We start from the raw sequence: 17,059 nt of genomic DNA on the forward strand, positions 1-17,059 counted from the left end.
TGGAGCCTGACATGACGACCATTCTGCAAATCAATTCCGCCGCGCGTTCGCAAGGTGCGCAATCCACGCTGCTGGCCAACGAACTGACGGCAAAGCTGCAACAATCGAATCCCGGCGCGAACGTCGTGGTTCGTGACCTGCTGGCCGATGCGCTGCCGCACCTCGACGAATCGGTGCTCGGCGCGTTCTTCACGCCGGCCGACAAGCGCACCGCGGAACAGAATGCGATCGTCGCGAAGAGCGATGCACTGATCGCCGAACTGCAGGCTGCCGACATCATCGTGATCGGCGCGCCGATGTACAACTTCGGCGTCTCGTCGCAACTGAAGACGTATTTCGACTGGATCGCCCGCGCAGGCGTCACGTTCCGTTACACCGAGAACGGTCCGGAAGGCCTGATCAAGGGCAAGAAGGTTCACGTCGTGACGGCCCGCGGCGGCAAGTACCTCGGTACGCCGAACGACAGCCACACGCCGTACCTGCGTTCGTTCCTCGGCTTCATCGGCCTGACCGACGTGAATTTCATCCATGCGGAAGGCCTGAATCTCGGTCCGGATGCGCAAAGCGCCGCACTGGCCAGCGCACGCGAAGCGATTGCCGCCGCGTAACGCGCAAGCTCGACGCGGGTGCGACGCACCCGCTGCGTCGCCCGATAAAACACGCCGCGCCCCGAAAGGGACGCGGCGTTTTTGCATGCGGTGGGGTAGCTGGCGAACCGGCTGCCGAGGCCGTTACGCGAACGTTTCGGCCACGTCCGGCAGGCGCCAGTCGATCGGTGCGCGGCCCGCGCCGACCAGATAGTCGTTCGCGAGCGCGAAATGGCGGCAGCCGAGGAAACCGCGGTGCGCGGACAGCGGCGACGGGTGCGGCGCCTCCAGCACGCAGTGTTCGCTCGGATCGAACAGCGCGCGCTTGGCCTGCGCATGTGCGCCCCACAGCATGAACACGAGCCCGCGATGGCGGTTGGCGAGTTCGCGGATCAGCGTGTCCGTGCATTGTTCCCAGCCGCGCTTCGCGTGGCTCGCGGCCGCGCCGCGCTCGACCGTCAGCACGGTGTTGAGCAGCAGCACGCCCTGCCGCGCCCACGTATCGAGGCAGCCGTGGCGCGGCGTGTCGTGACCGAAGTTCGCGGCGATTTCCTTGAAGATGTTGCGCAGCGACGGCGGCGTGCGCACGGCCGGCGGCACCGAGAACGCGAGGCCGTGCGCCTGCGGCGTGCCGCGATCGTCGCCGTGGTACGGGTCCTGGCCGAGGATCACGACCTTCACGTCGTCGGGATGCGTCAGGCGCAGCGCGCGGAACACGTCGGTCGGGTAGACCGTCTTGCCGGCCGCGCGCTCGTCGTCGACGAAGCGGCACAGCGGCGCGTACGCGTCGCTGTCGATGAACGGCTTCAGCACGTCGCGCCAGACGGCCGGCAGCGCGTCGAATTGCGCGGCGAGATGCGGTACGTCGGCGGCAACGGACTGCGGTGCCGCGGCGGCCGGGGCCGGCGCGGACGCCGGTGCGGCGGTTTTCTTCGCGGCTTTGCGCGCGGCCGCGGGCGGCTCGGAAGCCGGGGACGGAAGGTCGGCCGGTGCCGTTTCCGGCACGGGATCGTCGAACAGCGACGCCTGTTGCGGCGCGCGGGAAGTCTTGCGGGTTGCCATGCGTGATGCGTGTTTATTGCGCGCGCAGCCGGTAGCCGCGCTGCGCCTTGCTGATGTTTTCGGGAACGAGGCCCGGCAGCGCCTGCTGCAGTTCGGCGGCGAGCGTCGCGAGCGCCGTTTCCGGGCCGTCGATCAGTTCGAGTTCGATTTCGCTGATCGGTTCGCGGCGCGTGTCGCGCTCTGCCTGGACGACGATCTCGCCGAGGTCCACCGCGGCTTCGACCGTTGCGCCGCCGATTGCGATGCGCCACAGCGTACGCGAAAAATCCGTGCGGAACAGCGCGTACAGGGCGCCGGCCGCGTCATTCAGCGCGGCGGCGGCTTCCGGCACGTCGCAAGCCGCAACGAGCGCGTCGATTTCGAGCGCGTCGCCGGCGACCGGCAGTTCCCATTCGTGGCGGCGGTGCAGGCCGCCTTCCGCACTGCCGACGGTCTTGAACGTCTGCAGCCAGCCGTCCGGCGTGCGGCGCACGCGCACGGCGCTCTTCGAGCGCGCCAGCGCGAGATCGGGCGTGTCGTAATAGACGTTCGCGAGCGTGATCGCGTGGCCGGGTTCGCCGGTCAGCGTCTCGAAGAAGCGGCGCGCGGCGTCGGCCTGGCCGGCCGGCAGCGCGAGCTTGATTTCCTTTTCGATCGCCATCAGAAGAACATCCGTGCGAGTTCCTCGCCCGGCTGGTCGGCGCGCATGAACGCTTCGCCGACGAGGAACGTGTTCACGTTCGCCGCGCGCATCGTGTCGACGTCGGTGCGCGACAGGATGCCCGATTCGGTCACGACGATGCGGTCCGCCGGAATCATGTCGAGCATGTCGAGCGTGGTCTGGATCGACGTCTCGAACGTGCGCAGGTTGCGGTTGTTGATGCCGAGCAGCGGCGTCTTCAGCGTCAGCGCCTGTTCCATCTCGTGGCGGTCGTGTACTTCGACCAGCACCGCGAGCCCGAGCGAATGCGCATACGCTTCGAGATCCTGCATCAGCGGCGTGTCGAGCGCGGCGGCGATCAGCAGGATCGCGTCGGCGCCCATCGCGCGGGCTTCGACGATCTGGTATGCGTCGACGATGAAGTCCTTGCGCAGCACCGGCAGCGAGCAGGCCGCGCGCGCTTCCTCGAGATAGCGCACGCCGCCCTGGAAGAACTGCTCGTCGGTCAGCACCGACAGGCACGCGGCGCCGTGCGCCGCATACGAACGCGCGATGTCGGCCGGCACGAAATGCTCGCGCAGCACGCCTTTCGACGGGCTCGCCTTCTTGATTTCGGCGATCACGGCGGCGTTGCCGGCCGCATGCTTCGCCCGCAGCGCGCCGACGAAGTCGCGCAGGTCGCGCGCCGATGCGTCGAGTTTCAGTGCCTCGAGCGGCGTGCTGCGCATGGCCGCCGCGACTTCTTCGCGCTTGACGGCGATGATTCGGTCGAGAATGTCGCTCATGTGGGTTCCTGCTGGATTCGTAAGAGGGTCAGCGCTTGAACTGCTGCGTGAAGCGCACGAGTTCGTCGACTTTCGCGCGGGCCTTGCCGCTCGCGATCGCTTCGCGGGCGAGCTGGATGCCGTCCGCGATCGATTCGGCGACGTTCGCCGCATAGAGCGCGGTGCCCGCGTTCAGCGTGACGATCTCGCGCGCGACGCCCGGCTGGTTGTCCAGCGCGCCGAGCAGCATCGTGCGGGATTCGTCGGCATTTTCCACCTTCAGCGTGCGGTTCGACACCATCTGCAGGCCGAAGTCCTCCGGATGGATCTCGTATTCGTGCACCTTGCCGTCGCGCAATTCGCCGACGAGCGTCGCGGCGCCGAGCGATACCTCGTCCATCCCGTCCTTGCCGTACACGACGAGCACGTGCTGCGCGCCGAGGCGCTGCATCACGCGCACCTGGATGCCGACGAGGTCGGCGTGGAACACGCCCATCAGCTGGTTCGGCGCGCCGGCCGGATTGGTCAGCGGGCCGAGGATGTTGAAGATCGTGCGCACGCCGAGCTCGCGGCGCACGGCCGCGATGTTCTTCATCGCCGGGTGATGGTTCGGCGCGAACATGAAGCCCATGCCGGTTTCGGCGATCGACGCGGCGACCTGGTCCGACTGCAGGTCGATGTTCACGCCGAGCGCCTCGAGCACGTCGGCGCTGCCGGACTTGCTCGATACGCCGCGGTTGCCGTGCTTCGCGACCTTCGCGCCCGCGGCCGCCGTGACGAACATCGACGCGGTCGAGATGTTGAACGTGTGCGAGCCGTCGCCGCCGGTGCCGACGATGTCGACGAAGTTCGAGTTGTCCTGCACTTCGACGTGGTTCGCGAATTCGCGCATCACGGTCGCGGCGGCGGCGATCTCGCCGATCGTCTCCTTCTTCACGCGCAGCCCGGTGATGATCGCGGCCGCCATCACGGGCGACAGGTCGCCGCGCATGATCAGCCGCATCAGGTGCAGCATTTCGTCGTGGAAGATCTCGCGGTGCTCGATCGTGCGTTGCAGCGCTTCCTGCGGGGTAATCGTCATCGTGAGGCTCCCGTCAGGCGGTGGGCGCGGCCGCGCGGGCCGCTCCGCGCGTCTGCTTCAAGAAATTCTCGAGCAGCGCATGGCCGTGCTCGGACAGGATCGATTCCGGGTGGAACTGCACGCCTTCGACCGGCAGCGTCTTGTGGCGTACGCCCATGATTTCGCCGTCGTCGGTCCACGCGGACACCTCGAGGCAGTCCGGCAGCGATTCGCGCTCGATCGCGAGCGAGTGGTAGCGCGTCACGTCGAAATGCTTCGGCAGGTCGGCGAACACGCCGCGGCAGTCGGTTTCGATCCGGCTTACCTTGCCGTGCATGATGGTCTTCGCGCGCACCACGCGGCCGCCGAATGCCTCGCCGATCGCCTGGTGGCCGAGGCAGACGCCGAGGATCGGCTTCTTGCCCGCGAATTCGCGCAGCACCTCGAGCGTGATGCCCGCGTGCTGCGGATTGCTCGGGCCGGGCGACAGGCAGATCGCGTCGGGGTTCAGGCGCGCGATGTCGTCGAGCGTGATTTCGTCGTTGCGGTAGGTACGCACGTCCTCGCCGAGTTCGCCGAAGTACTGGACCAGGTTGTAGGTAAACGAGTCGTAGTTGTCGATCATGAGCAGCATGGTCAGTCTCCGGTCAGAAGTCGCTATCGAGGCCGTCCTGGACCTGTTCGGCCGCACGCAGCACCGCGCGCGCCTTGTTCTCGGTCTCTTGCCATTCGGATTCGGGCACCGAATCCGCGACGACGCCGGCCGCCGCTTGCACGTACAGGTTGCCGTTGTGGATCAGGCCCGTGCGGATCGCGATCGCGAGATCCATCTCGCCCGAGAACGACAGATAGCCGACCGCACCGCCGTACAGCCCGCGCTTGACCGGCTCGAGCTCGTCGATCAGTTCCATCGCGCGCACCTTCGGCGCGCCGGACAGCGTGCCGGCCGGGAAGGTCGCGCGCAGCACGTCGTAGTTCGTCATGCCGGGCTTCAGCTTGCCTTCGACCGAGCTGACGATGTGCTGCACGTGCGAGTACTTCTCGATGACCATCTGGTCGGTCACCTGCACCGAGCCGATTTCCGCGATGCGGCCGACGTCGTTGCGCGCGAGGTCGATCAGCATCACGTGCTCGGCGATCTCCTTCGGGTCGTTGAGCAGCTCGGTCGCGAGTTCCGCGTCGCGCTCGGGCGTGTTGCCGCGCGGGCGCGTGCCGGCGAGCGGGCGGATCGTGACGATCTGGTCTTCGCCGCGCTTTTCCTGGCGCACCAGGATTTCCGGCGATGCGCCGACCACGTGGAAATCGCCGAAGTTGTAGTAATACATGTACGGCGACGGATTCAGCGAACGCAGCGCGCGGTACAGCGACAGCGGATTGTCGCGGTACGGCTTCGTCAGCCGCTGGCCGACCTGGATCTGCATCAGCTCGCCGGCGGCGATGTATTCCTTGGCCTGGCGCACGGCGGCCAGATAGTCGTCCTTCTTGAATTCACGGAACGTCTCGGTGCGCACGCTCGCCGACGTGACGGGCGGCTGCACGGTCGTGCGCAGGCGCTGCTTCAGTTCGCGCAGGCGCTGTTTCGCCTTCGCGTACGCTTCGGGCTGGCCCGGGTCCGCGTAGATGATCAGGTAGAGCTTGCCGGCGAGGTTGTCGATCACCGCGACTTCCTCGGTCAGCAGCAACTGGATGTCGGGCAGGCCGAGATCGTCGCGCGGCGCGGTGTTCGCGAGCTTCTTCTCGATGTAGCGCACCGCGTCGTAGCCGAAGTAGCCGGCGAGGCCGCCGCAGAAGCGCGGCAGGCCCGGGCGCTGCGCGACCTTGAAGCGCGCCTGGAACGATTCGATGAACTGGAACGGGTCGCCGTCGTGCGTCTCGACGACCTGGCCGTCGCGCACGACTTCCGACACGCCGTTGCGGGTGCGCACCAGCGTGCGGGCGGGCAGGCCGATGAACGAATAGCGGCCGAAGCGTTCGCCGCCGACCACCGATTCGAGCAAGAACGAGTTGGCGCCCGCGCGTTCGGGCTGGGCCAGCTTCAGGTAGAGGGACAGCGGCGTTTCGAGATCGGCGAGGGCTTCCGCGATCAGCGGGATGCGGTTGTAGCCTTCGTTCGCGAGCGATTGGAATTCGAGTTCGGTCATGTTCCGGTCCTGTTCGGGACGAGCGGCGCGTGCGCCAGGGATCACTTGACGCTGCGCGGGTGGCCGTCGGCGAAAGGGCGGTCGATCGAGAAGTGCCTGTTGCCGGCCGGCACTCCGGGCGTGAACGTCGCGAGCCTGCGGCCGGTCCTGAACGCGAGCGTTCGGACGCGGTGGAACTCGAGGTGGTGCGACGGTCGGCGCGCGGATGCGCAGCGAGATAAAAAACGGCGCTGAAGACGTGCTTCAGAGTACCTCATCGAAGAGGTTAGCGCGACCAGCGACGCCAGGGCCAGGCTCCCCGGTCGATGCTGCTCAGACTCCGTTTTTTATTCAGAAACATGCGGATGGAAGAAATAATCAGATGGTTGGCCGGCCGGCGTTGTGCGCGGAAATTGCGCGAGCCGCGACCAGCAACGAATCGACTATACCATCCGAATTTATCGTTTGTATAGCTTTGCCGTGGTTGTAGCCGTACGGCACCGTCAGCGTCGCCATCCCGGCCGCGCGGCCCGCCAGCGCATCGTTTTCCGAGTCGCCGATCGCGACCGCGGCGTCCGGCGCGACGCCGAGCGCGTCGCAGGCCGTCAGCATCGGCAGCGGGTCGGGCTTCTTGCGCGCGACGCTGTCGCCGCCCAGCACGATGCCGAAGCAGCCGGCCAGCCCGTATTGTTCGAGCAGCTCGACCGCGAAGCGGTGCGGCTTGTTCGTCACGCACGCGAGCCGGATGCCGGCCGCGCGCAGTGCATCGAGGCCGGCTGCCACGTCCGGATAGAGGCGCGTGTGGCGGCCGTTGATCTTCGCGTATTCGCTCTGATAGATCGCTAGTGCGTCGTCGAAGCGCGCGTGCGCTTCGTTGGCCGGGAAGCGCGGCTTCAGCACGCTCTGGATCAGGTGTTCGGAGCCCTTGCCGACGTAGCCGATCACTTCGTCGCGCGACGTGGCCGGCGCGCCGAGCTGCGCGAGCATCCCGTTCAGGCCGGCCGTGAAATCGTCGGCGGTATCGACCATCGTGCCGTCGAGGTCGATCAGCGCGGCGTCGATGCGCGGCGCGGCAAAGCGGATCGGGGCCGCGTCCGTGGCGGCCTCGGCCGGCGCGCGGCCGGCGAACGACGAGTCGGCCACGGCGTCAGCTCCGTTCGACGGTCGCGAGCGCCGCGCGCATCTCGTCGATCACCTTGCGGTAGTCGGGCTTGCCGAAGATCGCCGAACCCGCGACGAACGTGTCCGCGCCGGCCGCCGCGATTTCCGCGATGTTGTCGGCCTTCACGCCGCCGTCGACCTCGAGCAGGATCTCGCGGCCCGTGCGCTCGGTGTACGCGTCGATGCGCGCACGCGCCTCGCGCAGCTTGTTCAGCGTTTCCGGAATGAACGACTGGCCGCCGAAGCCGGGGTTCACCGACATCAGCAGCACGAAGTCGAGGCGGTCCATCACGTGGTCGAGGTAGTTCAGCGGCGTGGCCGGATTGAACACGAGACCGGCCTTGCAGCCGTGGTCGCGGATCAGCGACAGCGTGCGGTCGATGTGATCGGAGCCTTCCGGGTGGAAGCTGATCAGATTCGCGCCGGCCTTCGCGAAATCGGGCACGATCCGGTCGACCGGGCGCACCATCAGGTGCACGTCGATCGGCACCTGCACGTGCGGGCGGATCGCCTCGCAGACGAGCGGGCCGATCGTCAGGTTCGGCACATAATGGTTGTCCATCACGTCGAAGTGAATCCAGTCGGCGCCGGCGGCGACCACGTTGCGGACTTCTTCGCCGAGCCGTGCAAAGTCGGCCGACAGGATGCTGGGAGCGATGCGGAATTGAGTCATGACAGGGGAGCGGGGGACGTTGCGGCGCAAAACCGTCATTCTACCGTCCGGCGACCCGGCGCGCGGCGGCAGGCCGTGCGGTTGCGGCCCGATTGCGCATAGAATGCCGAACCAATGCGGCGCGCCCGCGGCCCGGCCGCTCGAGTCGGCGCGCGCGGTTACCTAGAGCGGACACACCATGAGTCAGTATCAGTTCACCGTTTCGGTGAAAACCAGCTACTTGCCGGAACAATCCGACCCCGATCACCGTCAATACGCATTCGCGTACACGCTGACGATCCGCAATACCGGACAGGTCGCGGCGCAACTGATCGCCCGTCACTGGATCATCACGGACAGCGAGAGCCACGTGCAGGAAGTGAAGGGACTCGGCGTCGTCGGGCACCAGCCGCTGCTGCAGCCGGGCGAGCATTTCGAATACACGAGCTGGGCCGTGATCGCGACGCCGGTCGGCACGATGCGCGGTGCGTACTTCTGCGTGGCGGAAGACGGCGAGCGTTTCGAGGCGCCGGTCGACGAGTTCGCCCTGCACATGCCGCGCACGCTGCATTGAGCGTGCAGTGTGCGACGGGCGTCAGCGCGGCTGGCGGTCGTTGTGGCGGGCCTGCTTCTTTCTGCCCGACGACGTCCACACGACGATGAAGATCAGCAGGGCAAGCGCTACGAAGGCTTCGAGCGCGAAGATGAGCATCGGATATTGGTCGAGAAAATCTGACATGGCGGTTTCCATCAAGAACGGACATTGTATGTGGTTTGGGCCCCGGCTGGCCGGGTGGATGGCCGCCGCCGCGGCGGCGGCGCTGCTCGCGGCGTGCGGTGGTGCGCCGACGCGGACCTCCGCGCTGAAGCCGCCGACCGGCGCGGCGATCGTGCCGGGGCAGGTCGCCGCGAAGCGGCTCACGCCGGTCGCGTGGCAGCAGGTGCCGGGCTGGCAGGACGATTCGTTGATCGGCGCGACGGCCGCGCTGCGGCAGAACTGCGCGCGGCTCGCGCGCCAGCCGGCCTGGGCGCGCGCTTGCGCGGCCGCCGACCGGCTCGACGAACTCGACGTCAGCAGCGCCCGCACTTTCTTCGAAACGTATTTCACGCCGTTCCAGCTCGCGAATACCGACGGTACGCTCGACGGGCTCGTGACCGGCTATTACGAGCCGCTGCTGCACGGTTCGCGCGTGCGCCGCGGCCCGTATCAGTACGCGCTCTATCGCTGGCCGGCCGGCTATCGCGCGGGCGCCCCGCTGCCGGCACGCGCGCAGCTCGAGCGCGCCGGCATCCTGAACGGCAACGAACTCGTGTGGGTCGACGATCCGATCGAGGCGTTCTTCCTGCAGGTGCAGGGCTCGGGTCGCGTGCTGCTCGACGACGGTTCGGTGATGCGGGTCGGCTTCGGCGGCACCAACAACCAGCCGTACCGTTCGATCGGCAAGTGGCTGCTCGATCGCGGCGAGCTGACGCCCGCGCAGGCAACGATGCAGGGCATCAAGGCGTGGGCGAAGGCGAACCCGACGCGCGTCGACGCGCTGCTCGACACGAATCCGCGCTTCGTGTTCTTCCGCGACATGCCGACCAAGGAAGATGCGCCGCATGGCGGCGCGGACGGTCCGATCGGCGCGCTCGGCGTGCCGCTGACGCCGGAGCGCTCGATCGCGGTCGATCCGTCGTCGATCCCGCTCGGCACGCCGGTGTTTCTGCAGACCACGCGTCCGCTGACGAATACGCCGATGAACCGGCTCGTGTTCGCGCAGGATACGGGCTCGGCGATCAAGGGTGGCGTGCGGGCCGACTATTTCTGGGGGCTCGGCGACGACGCGGGTGATCAGGCTGGCCGGATGAAGCAGGTCGGCCGGATGTGGCTGCTGTTCCCGAATTCGTGATTCGGGATGACGCGGGCTGCACGGAGGAGGCGGTCTGTGCATGAGCCGCGGGGTTCGTGGCGTGTCTCGGGTGCGTGGCGCATGCCGACGGTCTGATCGCGGGTGTGGCCCTGTGATTTAGGTTCGCGTGATGCAGCGATGTCGCGTCGAACGACGCTTTGGAATTGAAACAGCCCGATCGGTGTTGGCCGATCGGGCTGTTTCATTTGCCGGCACGGATTCGCCGTTGGGCGACGTACAGGTGGCGAGCGACCTCAGCCCTTGCGCTTGTCGACGACCCGGCGCGCCTTGCCGACCGACCGCTCGATGCCGTTCACGGGCAGCACGTTGATCACGGCCGTCACGCCGATCAGCGACTTGATGTCGTACGCGAGCGCCTGTTTTGCCGCCTGGATCGCCGCGGTGTCGGGCGCGGTTTCCGGGCAGGGTTCGACGTTGAGCGTCAGCACGTCGAGCGGGCCTTCCTTCGTCAGCACGATCTGATAGTGCGGCGCGAGCGCGCGCTGCTTGAGCAACTGTTCCTCGATTTGCGTCGGGAACACGTTGACGCCGCGCACGATCATCATGTCGTCCGACCGGCCGGTGATCTTCTCCATCCGGCGCATCGTCCGGGCGGTGCCCGGCAGCAGGCGCGTGAGGTCGCGCGTGCGATAGCGGATGATCGGCAGTGCTTCCTTCGTCAGCGACGTGAACACGAGCTCGCCAAGTTCGCCGTCCGGGAGCACTTCGCCGGTTTCCGGATCGATGATTTCCGGATAGAAGTGGTCTTCCCAGATGGTCGGGCCGTCCTTGGTCTCGACGCATTCGGACGCCACGCCGGGGCCCATCACTTCGGACAGTCCGTAGATGTCGACTGCGTCGATGCCCATCCGCTGTTCGATGGCGACGCGCATGTCGTTGGTCCACGGCTCCGCGCCGAAGATGCCGATGCGCAGCGAGCTTTGCACGGGATCGAGGCCCTGGCGCTCGATCTCGTCGGCGATCGACAGCATGTAGCTCGGCGTGACCATGATGATGTCGGGCCGGAAATCCTGGATCAGCTGTACCTGCTTTTCGGTCTGGCCGCCGCCGAACGGGATCACGGTGAGGCCCGCGCGTTCTGCGCCGTAGTGCGCGCCGAGCCCGCCCGTGAACAGCCCGTAGCCGTAGCTGACGTGCACCTTGTCGCCGCGGCGCGCGCCGGCGGCGCGGATCGAGCGGGCGACGAGATTCGCCCACGTATCGATGTCGGCAGCCGTATAGCCGACGACCGTCGGCTTGCCGGTCGTGCCCGACGACGCGTGGATGCGCGAGATCCGGTCCTGCGGCACCGCGAACATCCCGAACGGATAGCTGTCGCGCAGGTCGCCCTTGGTCGTGAACGGGAAGCGCGACAGGTCGGCGAGCGTCTTCAGGTCGTCCGGATGCACGCCGGCTTCGTCGAACTTGCGGCGATAGACGGGCGAGTGATCATACGCATGCCGGAGCGACCACTTGAGGCGCTCGAGCTGCAGCGCGGTCAGCTCGTCGCGTGAGGCGGTCTCGATCGGCTCGAGCGGTAGCGGGGTAGTCATGCATGTCTCCAGTGTTTGTTATGGGCGAGCCGTCGACGTCAGCGGTCTTCCGGGATGACCGTGCCCTTGATCTGGGCGGATTTGCCGCGAAACATCGCGACCGTGTCGCCTGTCTGGTTCGTGACGCGGATGTCGTAGATGCCGTGGCGGCCGGCGCGCGCCTGCTCGATCGCCTCGGCCGTCAGCACGTCGCCGCCGTGCACGGGGCGCAGGAATTCGATCGAGCAGCCGGCCGCGACCGCACTCAGGTTGTACGAGTTGCACGCGAACGCGAACGTCGAATCGGCGAGCGTGAAGATGATCCCGCCGTGGCAGGTCTGGTGCCCATTCAGGAATTCGGGTCGCACGCGCATCTGCAGGCGGGCGTAGCCCGCGCGTACTTCGGCAATCTCCATGCCGAACGCGCGGCTGCAGGCGTCGGCGTCGTACATGGCCCGCGCGGTCGCGCGGGCGAGCGCATCGGGGGCGAGCGTGGCGGTGGCGTTCGTCATGTCAACGTCCCTCGAAGCGCGGTGCGCGCTTCTCGATGAAGGCCTGCACGCCTTCCGCATAGTCGTGCGACTGGCCGAGCTTGCGCTGCAGGTCGCGTTCCAGGTCGAGCTGCTGATCGAGCGTGTTCGTGACGCTGTCCCGCATCGACTGCTTGATCGATGCGATGGCGAGCGTCGGCTGCTGCGCGAGCTGGGTGGCGAGCTGGCGGGTTGTCGCGACGAGCGCTTCGTCGTCGACCGCACGCCAGATCAGACCCCACTGTTCGGCCTGTTCGGCGCCGAGCTTGTCGCCGGTCAGTGCGAGCCCCAGCGCGCGTGCCATGCCGACGCGTTGCGGCAGGAACCACGTGCCGCCCGAATCGGGCACAAGCCCGATCTTGACGAAGGCCTGGATGAAACTGCTCGAACGGGCGGCAAACACCAGATCGCACGCAAGTGCGAGATTCGCGCCGGCGCCGGCGGCCGTGCCGTTGACGGCCGCGATCACCGGAATCGGCAGACGCTGCAGGCGGCGGATCAGCGGATTGAAATGCTCGTCGATCAGCGTGCCGAGATCGGTGGACGCGCCCGGCGTGAAGTCGAGGTCGGCCAGATCCTGGCCCGCGCAAAAGCCGCGGCCCGCACCCGTCAGAATCAGCGCACGCGCGCCGGCCGCCTCGACTTCATCGAGCGCCGACTGCAGTTCGCGATGCATCGCCCGCGTGAAGCTGTTCAGCTTGTCGGGCCGGTTGAGCGTGATCGTGGCCACGCCCGCGGCCTGATAGATATCCAGCTGGATCGCCTGATAGGACATGCAGTGTCTCCTTCATGACTTCGTTATAGGCGGACGGTGCGTGGGTTACACGCGTTCGATCGCGATCGCGATGCCCTGGCCGACGCCGATGCACATCGTACAGAGCGCGAACCGGCCGCCGGTGCGCTCGAGTTGATGGAGCGCCGTGGTGACGAGCCGGGCGCCCGATGCGCCGAGCGGGTGGCCGAGCGCGATCGCACCGCCGTTCGGGTTCACGCGCGGATCGTCGTCAGCGACGCCGAGCATGCGCAGCACGGCGAGACCTTGCGACGCGAACGCCTCGTTCAGTTCGATCACGTCGAACTGGTCGATGCGCATCCCGAGCTGGTGCAGGAGTTTCTGCGTGGCCGGCGCGGGACCGATGCCCATCACGCGCGGCTCGACGCCGGCGGTCGCCATGCCGACGACGCGCGCGCGGCGGCGCAGGCCATACTGGTCGGCCGCCTGCGCATTGGCGAGCAGCAGCGCGCAGGCGCCGTCGTTCACGCCCGACGCGTTGCCGGCCGTCACCGAGCCGTCCGGGCGCACGACGCCCTTCAGCTTCGCAAGCGCCTCGAGCGACGTTTCGCGCGGATGCTCGTCACGCGATACGACGATGGCATCGCCTTTCTTCTGCGGAATCGTGACCGCGACGATTTCTTCGGCGAGCGTGCCGTCCTGCTGCGCCCGCGCGGCTTTCTGCTGGCTGCGCAGCGCGAACAGGTCCTGATCCGCGCGGCTGATGCCGTAGTCGAGCGCGACGTTTTCGGCCGTCTCCGGCATCGAATCGACGCCATGCAGCTGCTTCATCAGCGGATTGACGAAGCGCCAGCCGATCGTCGTGTCGAAGATGTCGGCCTGGCGCGCGAACGCGCTCGCGGCCTTGCCCATCACGAACGGTGCGCGCGTCATGCTCTCGACGCCGCCAGCAATCATCAGACGTGCTTCACCTGCCTTGATCGCGCGCGCGGCCGTGCCGACCGCGTCCATCCCGGAGCCGCACAGCCGGTTCAGCGTCGTGCCGGGCACGGCAGTGGGCAGGCCCGCCAGCAGCGCCGACATGCGTGCCACGTTGCGGTTGTCCTCGCCGGCCTGGTTCGCGCAACCGTAGACCACGTCGTCGATCGCCGCCCAGTCAACGTCGCGGTTGCGCTCGATCAGCGCCTTGAGCGGCACCGCGCCGAGGTCGTCGGCACGGACATCTTTCAGGGCGCCGCCGTAGCGGCCGATGGGGGTGCGAATCGCATCGCAGATGTAGGCGTCTGTCATGGGCGTATCGATGAGTGACGAACCCGCCGGGTGGCGGATTCGTTCATGGTAGAGAACATGGCGGCGTTTGCACGTCGGCCAATCGGGTTATGCCGTCTGGCCGGCTTCCGCAGGTACCGCCTTTGGGGCAACATGGACGCGGCTTTGCACCACGCGGAACCGGTTGGCGACGAATGCCGGATCGGCCAGCGCGGCGTTGGCCGCCGGGTTCGCGCCCGTGCCGTGGAAGTCGGAGAACGCGGCCGACTGGTTGACGAATACGCCGCCCGTGAGGTTGATCGACAGCGCGACGCCGCCACGCACCGCCGCCTCGTGCGCGGCGTCGACGATCGCGTCGTCGGTGCTGTAGACGGAGAGGGTCAGTGCGCCATGCTCGGCGGCGATTTCACCGGCCAGGTCGAGCGACTGGGCGGTCGAGTCGGTCGAGATCACGAACGAGATCGGGCCGAACCACTCCTGCGTGAATTTCTCGCGGTCGGCCACGTCGAGTTGCAGCACGAGCGGCGTGCGCACGCGCGCATCGGGGAACGCGGGGTGCTGGAGGGTCTGGCTGTCGGCGAGCACGCGGCCGAGCTTGCGTGCGTCGTCGATGCGCGCGGTCACGCCGTCGTTCTGGATCGCGCCGATCAGTTCGACCGAGCGTGCCGGGTCGCCGGTGAGTTTCTGCACGGCAACCGCGATGGCTTGCGCGACTTCGTCGAAGCTCGCGTGGCCGTCGGCCGTCCGGATGCCGTCGCGCGGCACGTAGATGTTCTGCGGTGCGGTGCACATCTGGCCGGAGTACAGCGCCAGCGAGAACGCGATGTTCTTGGCGGCGGCCTTCAGATCGTCGGTCGAATCGATCACGATCTGGTTGACGCCGGCTTTTTCGGTGTAGACCTGTGCCTGATGGGCATGGCGTTCGAGCCACGTGCCGTTCTGCGTGCTGCCGGTGAAGTCGATCAGCTTGATCTCGGGGCGCAGCGCGAGTTCCTGGACCAGCGCGCCGTCGTTGGGCTCGGTCGCAAGCAGCGTGACGACGTTCGGGTCGAATCCGGCTTCGCGCAGCACGTCGCGGGCGATCCGCACCGTGATGGCGAGCGGCAGGATCGCGCCCGGGTGCGGTTTGACGATCACCGTATTACCGGTTGCCAGGTCGGCGAACAGGCCGGGGTAGCCGTTCCAGGTCGGGAATGTGCAGCAGCCGAGCACGAGGCCCGTGCCGCGCGGCACGATCGTATAGCGCTTGTGCATCGCGAGCGGCGGGTTCTTGCCTTGCGGCTTTTCCCAGTGCGCATCGGCCGGGATGCGGCGCAGCTCGTCCCACGCATAGGCGACCGCTTCGAGGGCGCGGTCCTGCGCGTGTGGGCCGCCGGCCTGGAACGCCATCATGAAGGCTTGCCCGGTGGTGTGCATCACGCTGTAGGCAATTTCGAAGCTTGCGCGGTTCAGGCGCGCCAGGATTTCGAGGCTGACGCCGACCCACGCGCTCGGGCCAGCTTCGCGCCACGTGCGTTGCGCGGCGGCGGCGGCAGCGATCAGTGCGTCGGGCGTCGATTTCGGGTACCGGACGCCCAGCGCGATGCCGTACGGCGAGCGCTCGGCGCCGACCGTTTCACCGGTCGCCGGCTGGTCGAGTACGAAGGTCGTGTCGAGGTGCGACTTGAACGCGGCCTCACCGTCCGCGCTTGCGCTTTCCCCGTACACTTTGGGGCTCGGCATTTCGGCGAACGGGCTCCAGTACCCGCGGCTCTCGATGGCGGCGAGTGCGTGTTTCAGCGTGTCTTCGTGCTTCGTGAACAGGGCATGGGTCATGGCGGCGGCCTGATGAACGTTGAGAGGGATTGGATCGATTAATTAACCGACCGGTTGGTCGGAGAATGGTAGCATCAAACTATTCGCATGTGCGAGGCGTTTCTCATTTCATTGATCGAGGAGAAATAGATGGCTTACGAGAACATCCTGGTGGAGACCCGGGGGCGTGTCGGTCTGGTGACGCTGAACCGTCCGAAGGCGCTGAATGCGCTGAACGATGCTCTGATGGATGAGCTGGGCGCCGCGCTGAAGGCGTTCGATGCGGACGACGACATCGGCGCGATCGTCGTGACCGGGAGCGAAAAGGCGTTCGCGGCCGGTGCGGACATCGGCATGATGGCGACCTACTCCTATATGGATGTCTATCGGGGCGACTACATCACGCGCAACTGGGAGACGGTCCGCGAGATCCGCAAGCCGATCATTGCCGCGGTTTCGGGCTTTGCGCTGGGCGGTGGCTGCGAGCTGGCAATGATGTGCGACATCATTTTCGCGGCGGACACGGCCAAGTTCGGTCAGCCGGAAATCAAGCTGGGCGTCATGCCGGGGGCGGGCGGCACGCAGCGTTTGCCGCGCGCGGTATCGAAGGCGAAGGCGATGGACATGTGCCTGACCGCGCGCTTCATGGACGCTGTCGAAGCGGAGCGTGCCGGGCTCGTGTCACGCGTGCTGCCCGCCGACAAGCTGCTCGACGAGGCGATTGCCGCCGCCACCACGATCGCCGAGTTTTCGTTGCCGGCAGTCATGATGGTCAAGGAGTCGGTGAACCGCGCGTACGAGACGACGCTGGCTGAAGGCGTTCACTTCGAGCGCCGGCTGTTCCATTCGCTGTTCGCAACCGAAGATCAGAAGGAAGGGATGGCGGCATTCGTCGAGAAGCGGAAGCCGGTCTTCAAGCACCGCTGATCGACTGGCGTCGGTCGGGTGTCCGGTGGCTGGCCTGCACCGGTTGTCGGCGTGATCGCCTTGCCCCGTTCATCAAAAGCCTCCGTGCGCGTGAGCGCACGGAGGCTTTTTCAAACTTTCTTCACAAAGCGCTTGCATGGATGGGGGCAGGTGCTTAGAATCACGCCTCTTTCGCGCTAACGGAAACACGGCGCGGAAGGAAGGGAAGCGGTGCTGTTGGGGTTCGGAAGTAGCGAGCCTTGGCGGTACGGAAGTTGAGCCCCGCAGTCGCAACGAAGTCGTTCAGAAAGTTGTTGACGAACTGCGAAACACGGTTCATAATCTCGCTTCTCTGCT

General features: G+C 66.9%; 18 protein-coding genes. 4 read left to right on the forward strand and 14 right to left on the reverse strand.

Features of this window, described 5'->3' with window-relative positions:
- The first annotated feature begins 11 nt into the window (after positions 1 to 11).
- Complete coding sequence (locus DFS13_RS25270) at positions 12 to 608, forward strand: FMN-dependent NADH-azoreductase (protein WP_006482079.1); 597 nt, start codon at positions 12 to 14, stop codon at positions 606 to 608.
- Between the two features lie 123 nt (positions 609 to 731).
- Here DFS13_RS25270 and DFS13_RS25275 read toward each other — a convergent pair whose 3' ends face one another.
- From DFS13_RS25275 to rpe, 8 genes are all read right to left on the reverse strand, one after another.
- Entirely contained in the window at positions 732 to 1,649 is a 918-nt protein-coding gene (locus DFS13_RS25275; protein WP_048989067.1) for a uracil-DNA glycosylase, read from the reverse strand.
- 13 nt (positions 1,650 to 1,662) lie between these two features.
- Positions 1,663 to 2,289, reverse strand: coding sequence for a CYTH domain-containing protein (locus DFS13_RS25280; RefSeq protein ID WP_006482076.1), 627 nt, complete (start codon positions 2,287 to 2,289; stop codon positions 1,663 to 1,665).
- Positions 2,289 to 3,074, reverse strand: coding sequence for an indole-3-glycerol phosphate synthase TrpC (trpC, locus tag DFS13_RS25285; protein WP_048989068.1), 786 nt, complete (start codon positions 3,072 to 3,074; stop codon positions 2,289 to 2,291). Before trpC ends, DFS13_RS25280 begins: the two co-directional genes overlap by 1 nt.
- Before the next feature lie 28 nt (positions 3,075 to 3,102).
- Positions 3,103 to 4,134, reverse strand: a complete 1,032-nt coding sequence (gene trpD, locus DFS13_RS25290) for an anthranilate phosphoribosyltransferase (RefSeq protein ID WP_006482067.1) — start codon at positions 4,132 to 4,134, stop codon at positions 3,103 to 3,105.
- 13 nt (positions 4,135 to 4,147) lie between these two features.
- Complete coding sequence (locus tag DFS13_RS25295; protein ID WP_006494392.1) at positions 4,148 to 4,747, reverse strand: aminodeoxychorismate/anthranilate synthase component II; 600 nt, start codon at positions 4,745 to 4,747, stop codon at positions 4,148 to 4,150.
- Between the two features lie 13 nt (positions 4,748 to 4,760).
- Positions 4,761 to 6,254: an anthranilate synthase component I gene (gene trpE, locus DFS13_RS25300; protein WP_006482077.1), complete on the reverse strand. Its 1,494-nt coding sequence runs from the start codon at positions 6,252 to 6,254 to the stop codon at positions 4,761 to 4,763.
- 357 nt (positions 6,255 to 6,611) lie between these two features.
- The gene (locus DFS13_RS25305) at positions 6,612 to 7,376 is read right to left on the reverse strand and encodes a phosphoglycolate phosphatase (RefSeq protein ID WP_006494389.1); all 765 of its coding nucleotides are present in this window, start codon (positions 7,374 to 7,376) and stop codon (positions 6,612 to 6,614) included.
- A gap of 4 nt (positions 7,377 to 7,380) precedes the next feature.
- Positions 7,381 to 8,067, reverse strand: coding sequence for a ribulose-phosphate 3-epimerase (rpe, locus tag DFS13_RS25310; RefSeq protein ID WP_006482066.1), 687 nt, complete (start codon positions 8,065 to 8,067; stop codon positions 7,381 to 7,383).
- A gap of 178 nt (positions 8,068 to 8,245) precedes the next feature.
- On the opposite strand from rpe, the gene apaG reads away from it, so the two are divergent.
- Positions 8,246 to 8,620: a Co2+/Mg2+ efflux protein ApaG gene (gene apaG / locus DFS13_RS25315; RefSeq protein WP_006477037.1), complete on the forward strand. Its 375-nt coding sequence runs from the start codon at positions 8,246 to 8,248 to the stop codon at positions 8,618 to 8,620.
- 21 nt (positions 8,621 to 8,641) lie between these two features.
- Here apaG and DFS13_RS40895 read toward each other — a convergent pair whose 3' ends face one another.
- Positions 8,642 to 8,785 carry a hypothetical protein gene (locus DFS13_RS40895; protein WP_006482075.1) on the reverse strand — a complete coding sequence of 48 codons (144 nt, stop codon included), beginning with the start codon at positions 8,783 to 8,785 and terminating at the stop codon, positions 8,642 to 8,644.
- A gap of 28 nt (positions 8,786 to 8,813) precedes the next feature.
- On the opposite strand from DFS13_RS40895, the gene DFS13_RS25320 reads away from it, so the two are divergent.
- Entirely contained in the window at positions 8,814 to 9,938 is a 1,125-nt protein-coding gene (locus DFS13_RS25320) for a murein transglycosylase A (RefSeq protein WP_049126219.1), read from the forward strand.
- A 254-nt stretch (positions 9,939 to 10,192) separates the two neighbouring features.
- Here the strand turns inward: DFS13_RS25320 and paaK are convergent, their stop codons facing one another.
- The 5 genes from paaK to paaN form a co-directional block, all read right to left on the reverse strand.
- Complete coding sequence (gene paaK / locus DFS13_RS25325) at positions 10,193 to 11,491, reverse strand: phenylacetate--CoA ligase PaaK (RefSeq protein WP_048989069.1); 1,299 nt, start codon at positions 11,489 to 11,491, stop codon at positions 10,193 to 10,195.
- A 38-nt stretch (positions 11,492 to 11,529) separates the two neighbouring features.
- Positions 11,530 to 11,982, reverse strand: a complete 453-nt coding sequence (gene paaI, locus DFS13_RS25330; RefSeq protein WP_059723913.1) for a hydroxyphenylacetyl-CoA thioesterase PaaI — start codon at positions 11,980 to 11,982, stop codon at positions 11,530 to 11,532.
- A gap of 1 nt (position 11,983) precedes the next feature.
- Positions 11,984 to 12,775: a 2-(1,2-epoxy-1,2-dihydrophenyl)acetyl-CoA isomerase PaaG gene (gene paaG / locus DFS13_RS25335; RefSeq protein ID WP_111442240.1), complete on the reverse strand. Its 792-nt coding sequence runs from the start codon at positions 12,773 to 12,775 to the stop codon at positions 11,984 to 11,986.
- Between the two features lie 45 nt (positions 12,776 to 12,820).
- Entirely contained in the window at positions 12,821 to 14,023 is a 1,203-nt protein-coding gene (gene pcaF, locus DFS13_RS25340; protein ID WP_048989071.1) for a 3-oxoadipyl-CoA thiolase, read from the reverse strand.
- A gap of 87 nt (positions 14,024 to 14,110) precedes the next feature.
- On the reverse strand, positions 14,111 to 15,817 hold the full coding sequence (gene paaN, locus DFS13_RS25345; RefSeq protein ID WP_006494382.1) for a phenylacetic acid degradation protein PaaN: 1,707 nt from the start codon (positions 15,815 to 15,817) through the stop codon (positions 14,111 to 14,113).
- 129 nt (positions 15,818 to 15,946) lie between these two features.
- On the opposite strand from paaN, the gene DFS13_RS25350 reads away from it, so the two are divergent.
- Positions 15,947 to 16,723 (forward strand): enoyl-CoA hydratase, encoded by a 777-nt coding sequence (locus DFS13_RS25350; protein ID WP_006491102.1) that lies wholly within the window; start codon positions 15,947 to 15,949, stop codon positions 16,721 to 16,723.
- The last annotated feature ends 336 nt before the right edge of the window (positions 16,724 to 17,059 follow it).

This window comes from Burkholderia sp. 28_3, assembly GCF_003253915.1.
Taxonomy (GTDB): domain Bacteria; phylum Pseudomonadota; class Gammaproteobacteria; order Burkholderiales; family Burkholderiaceae; genus Burkholderia; species Burkholderia cenocepacia.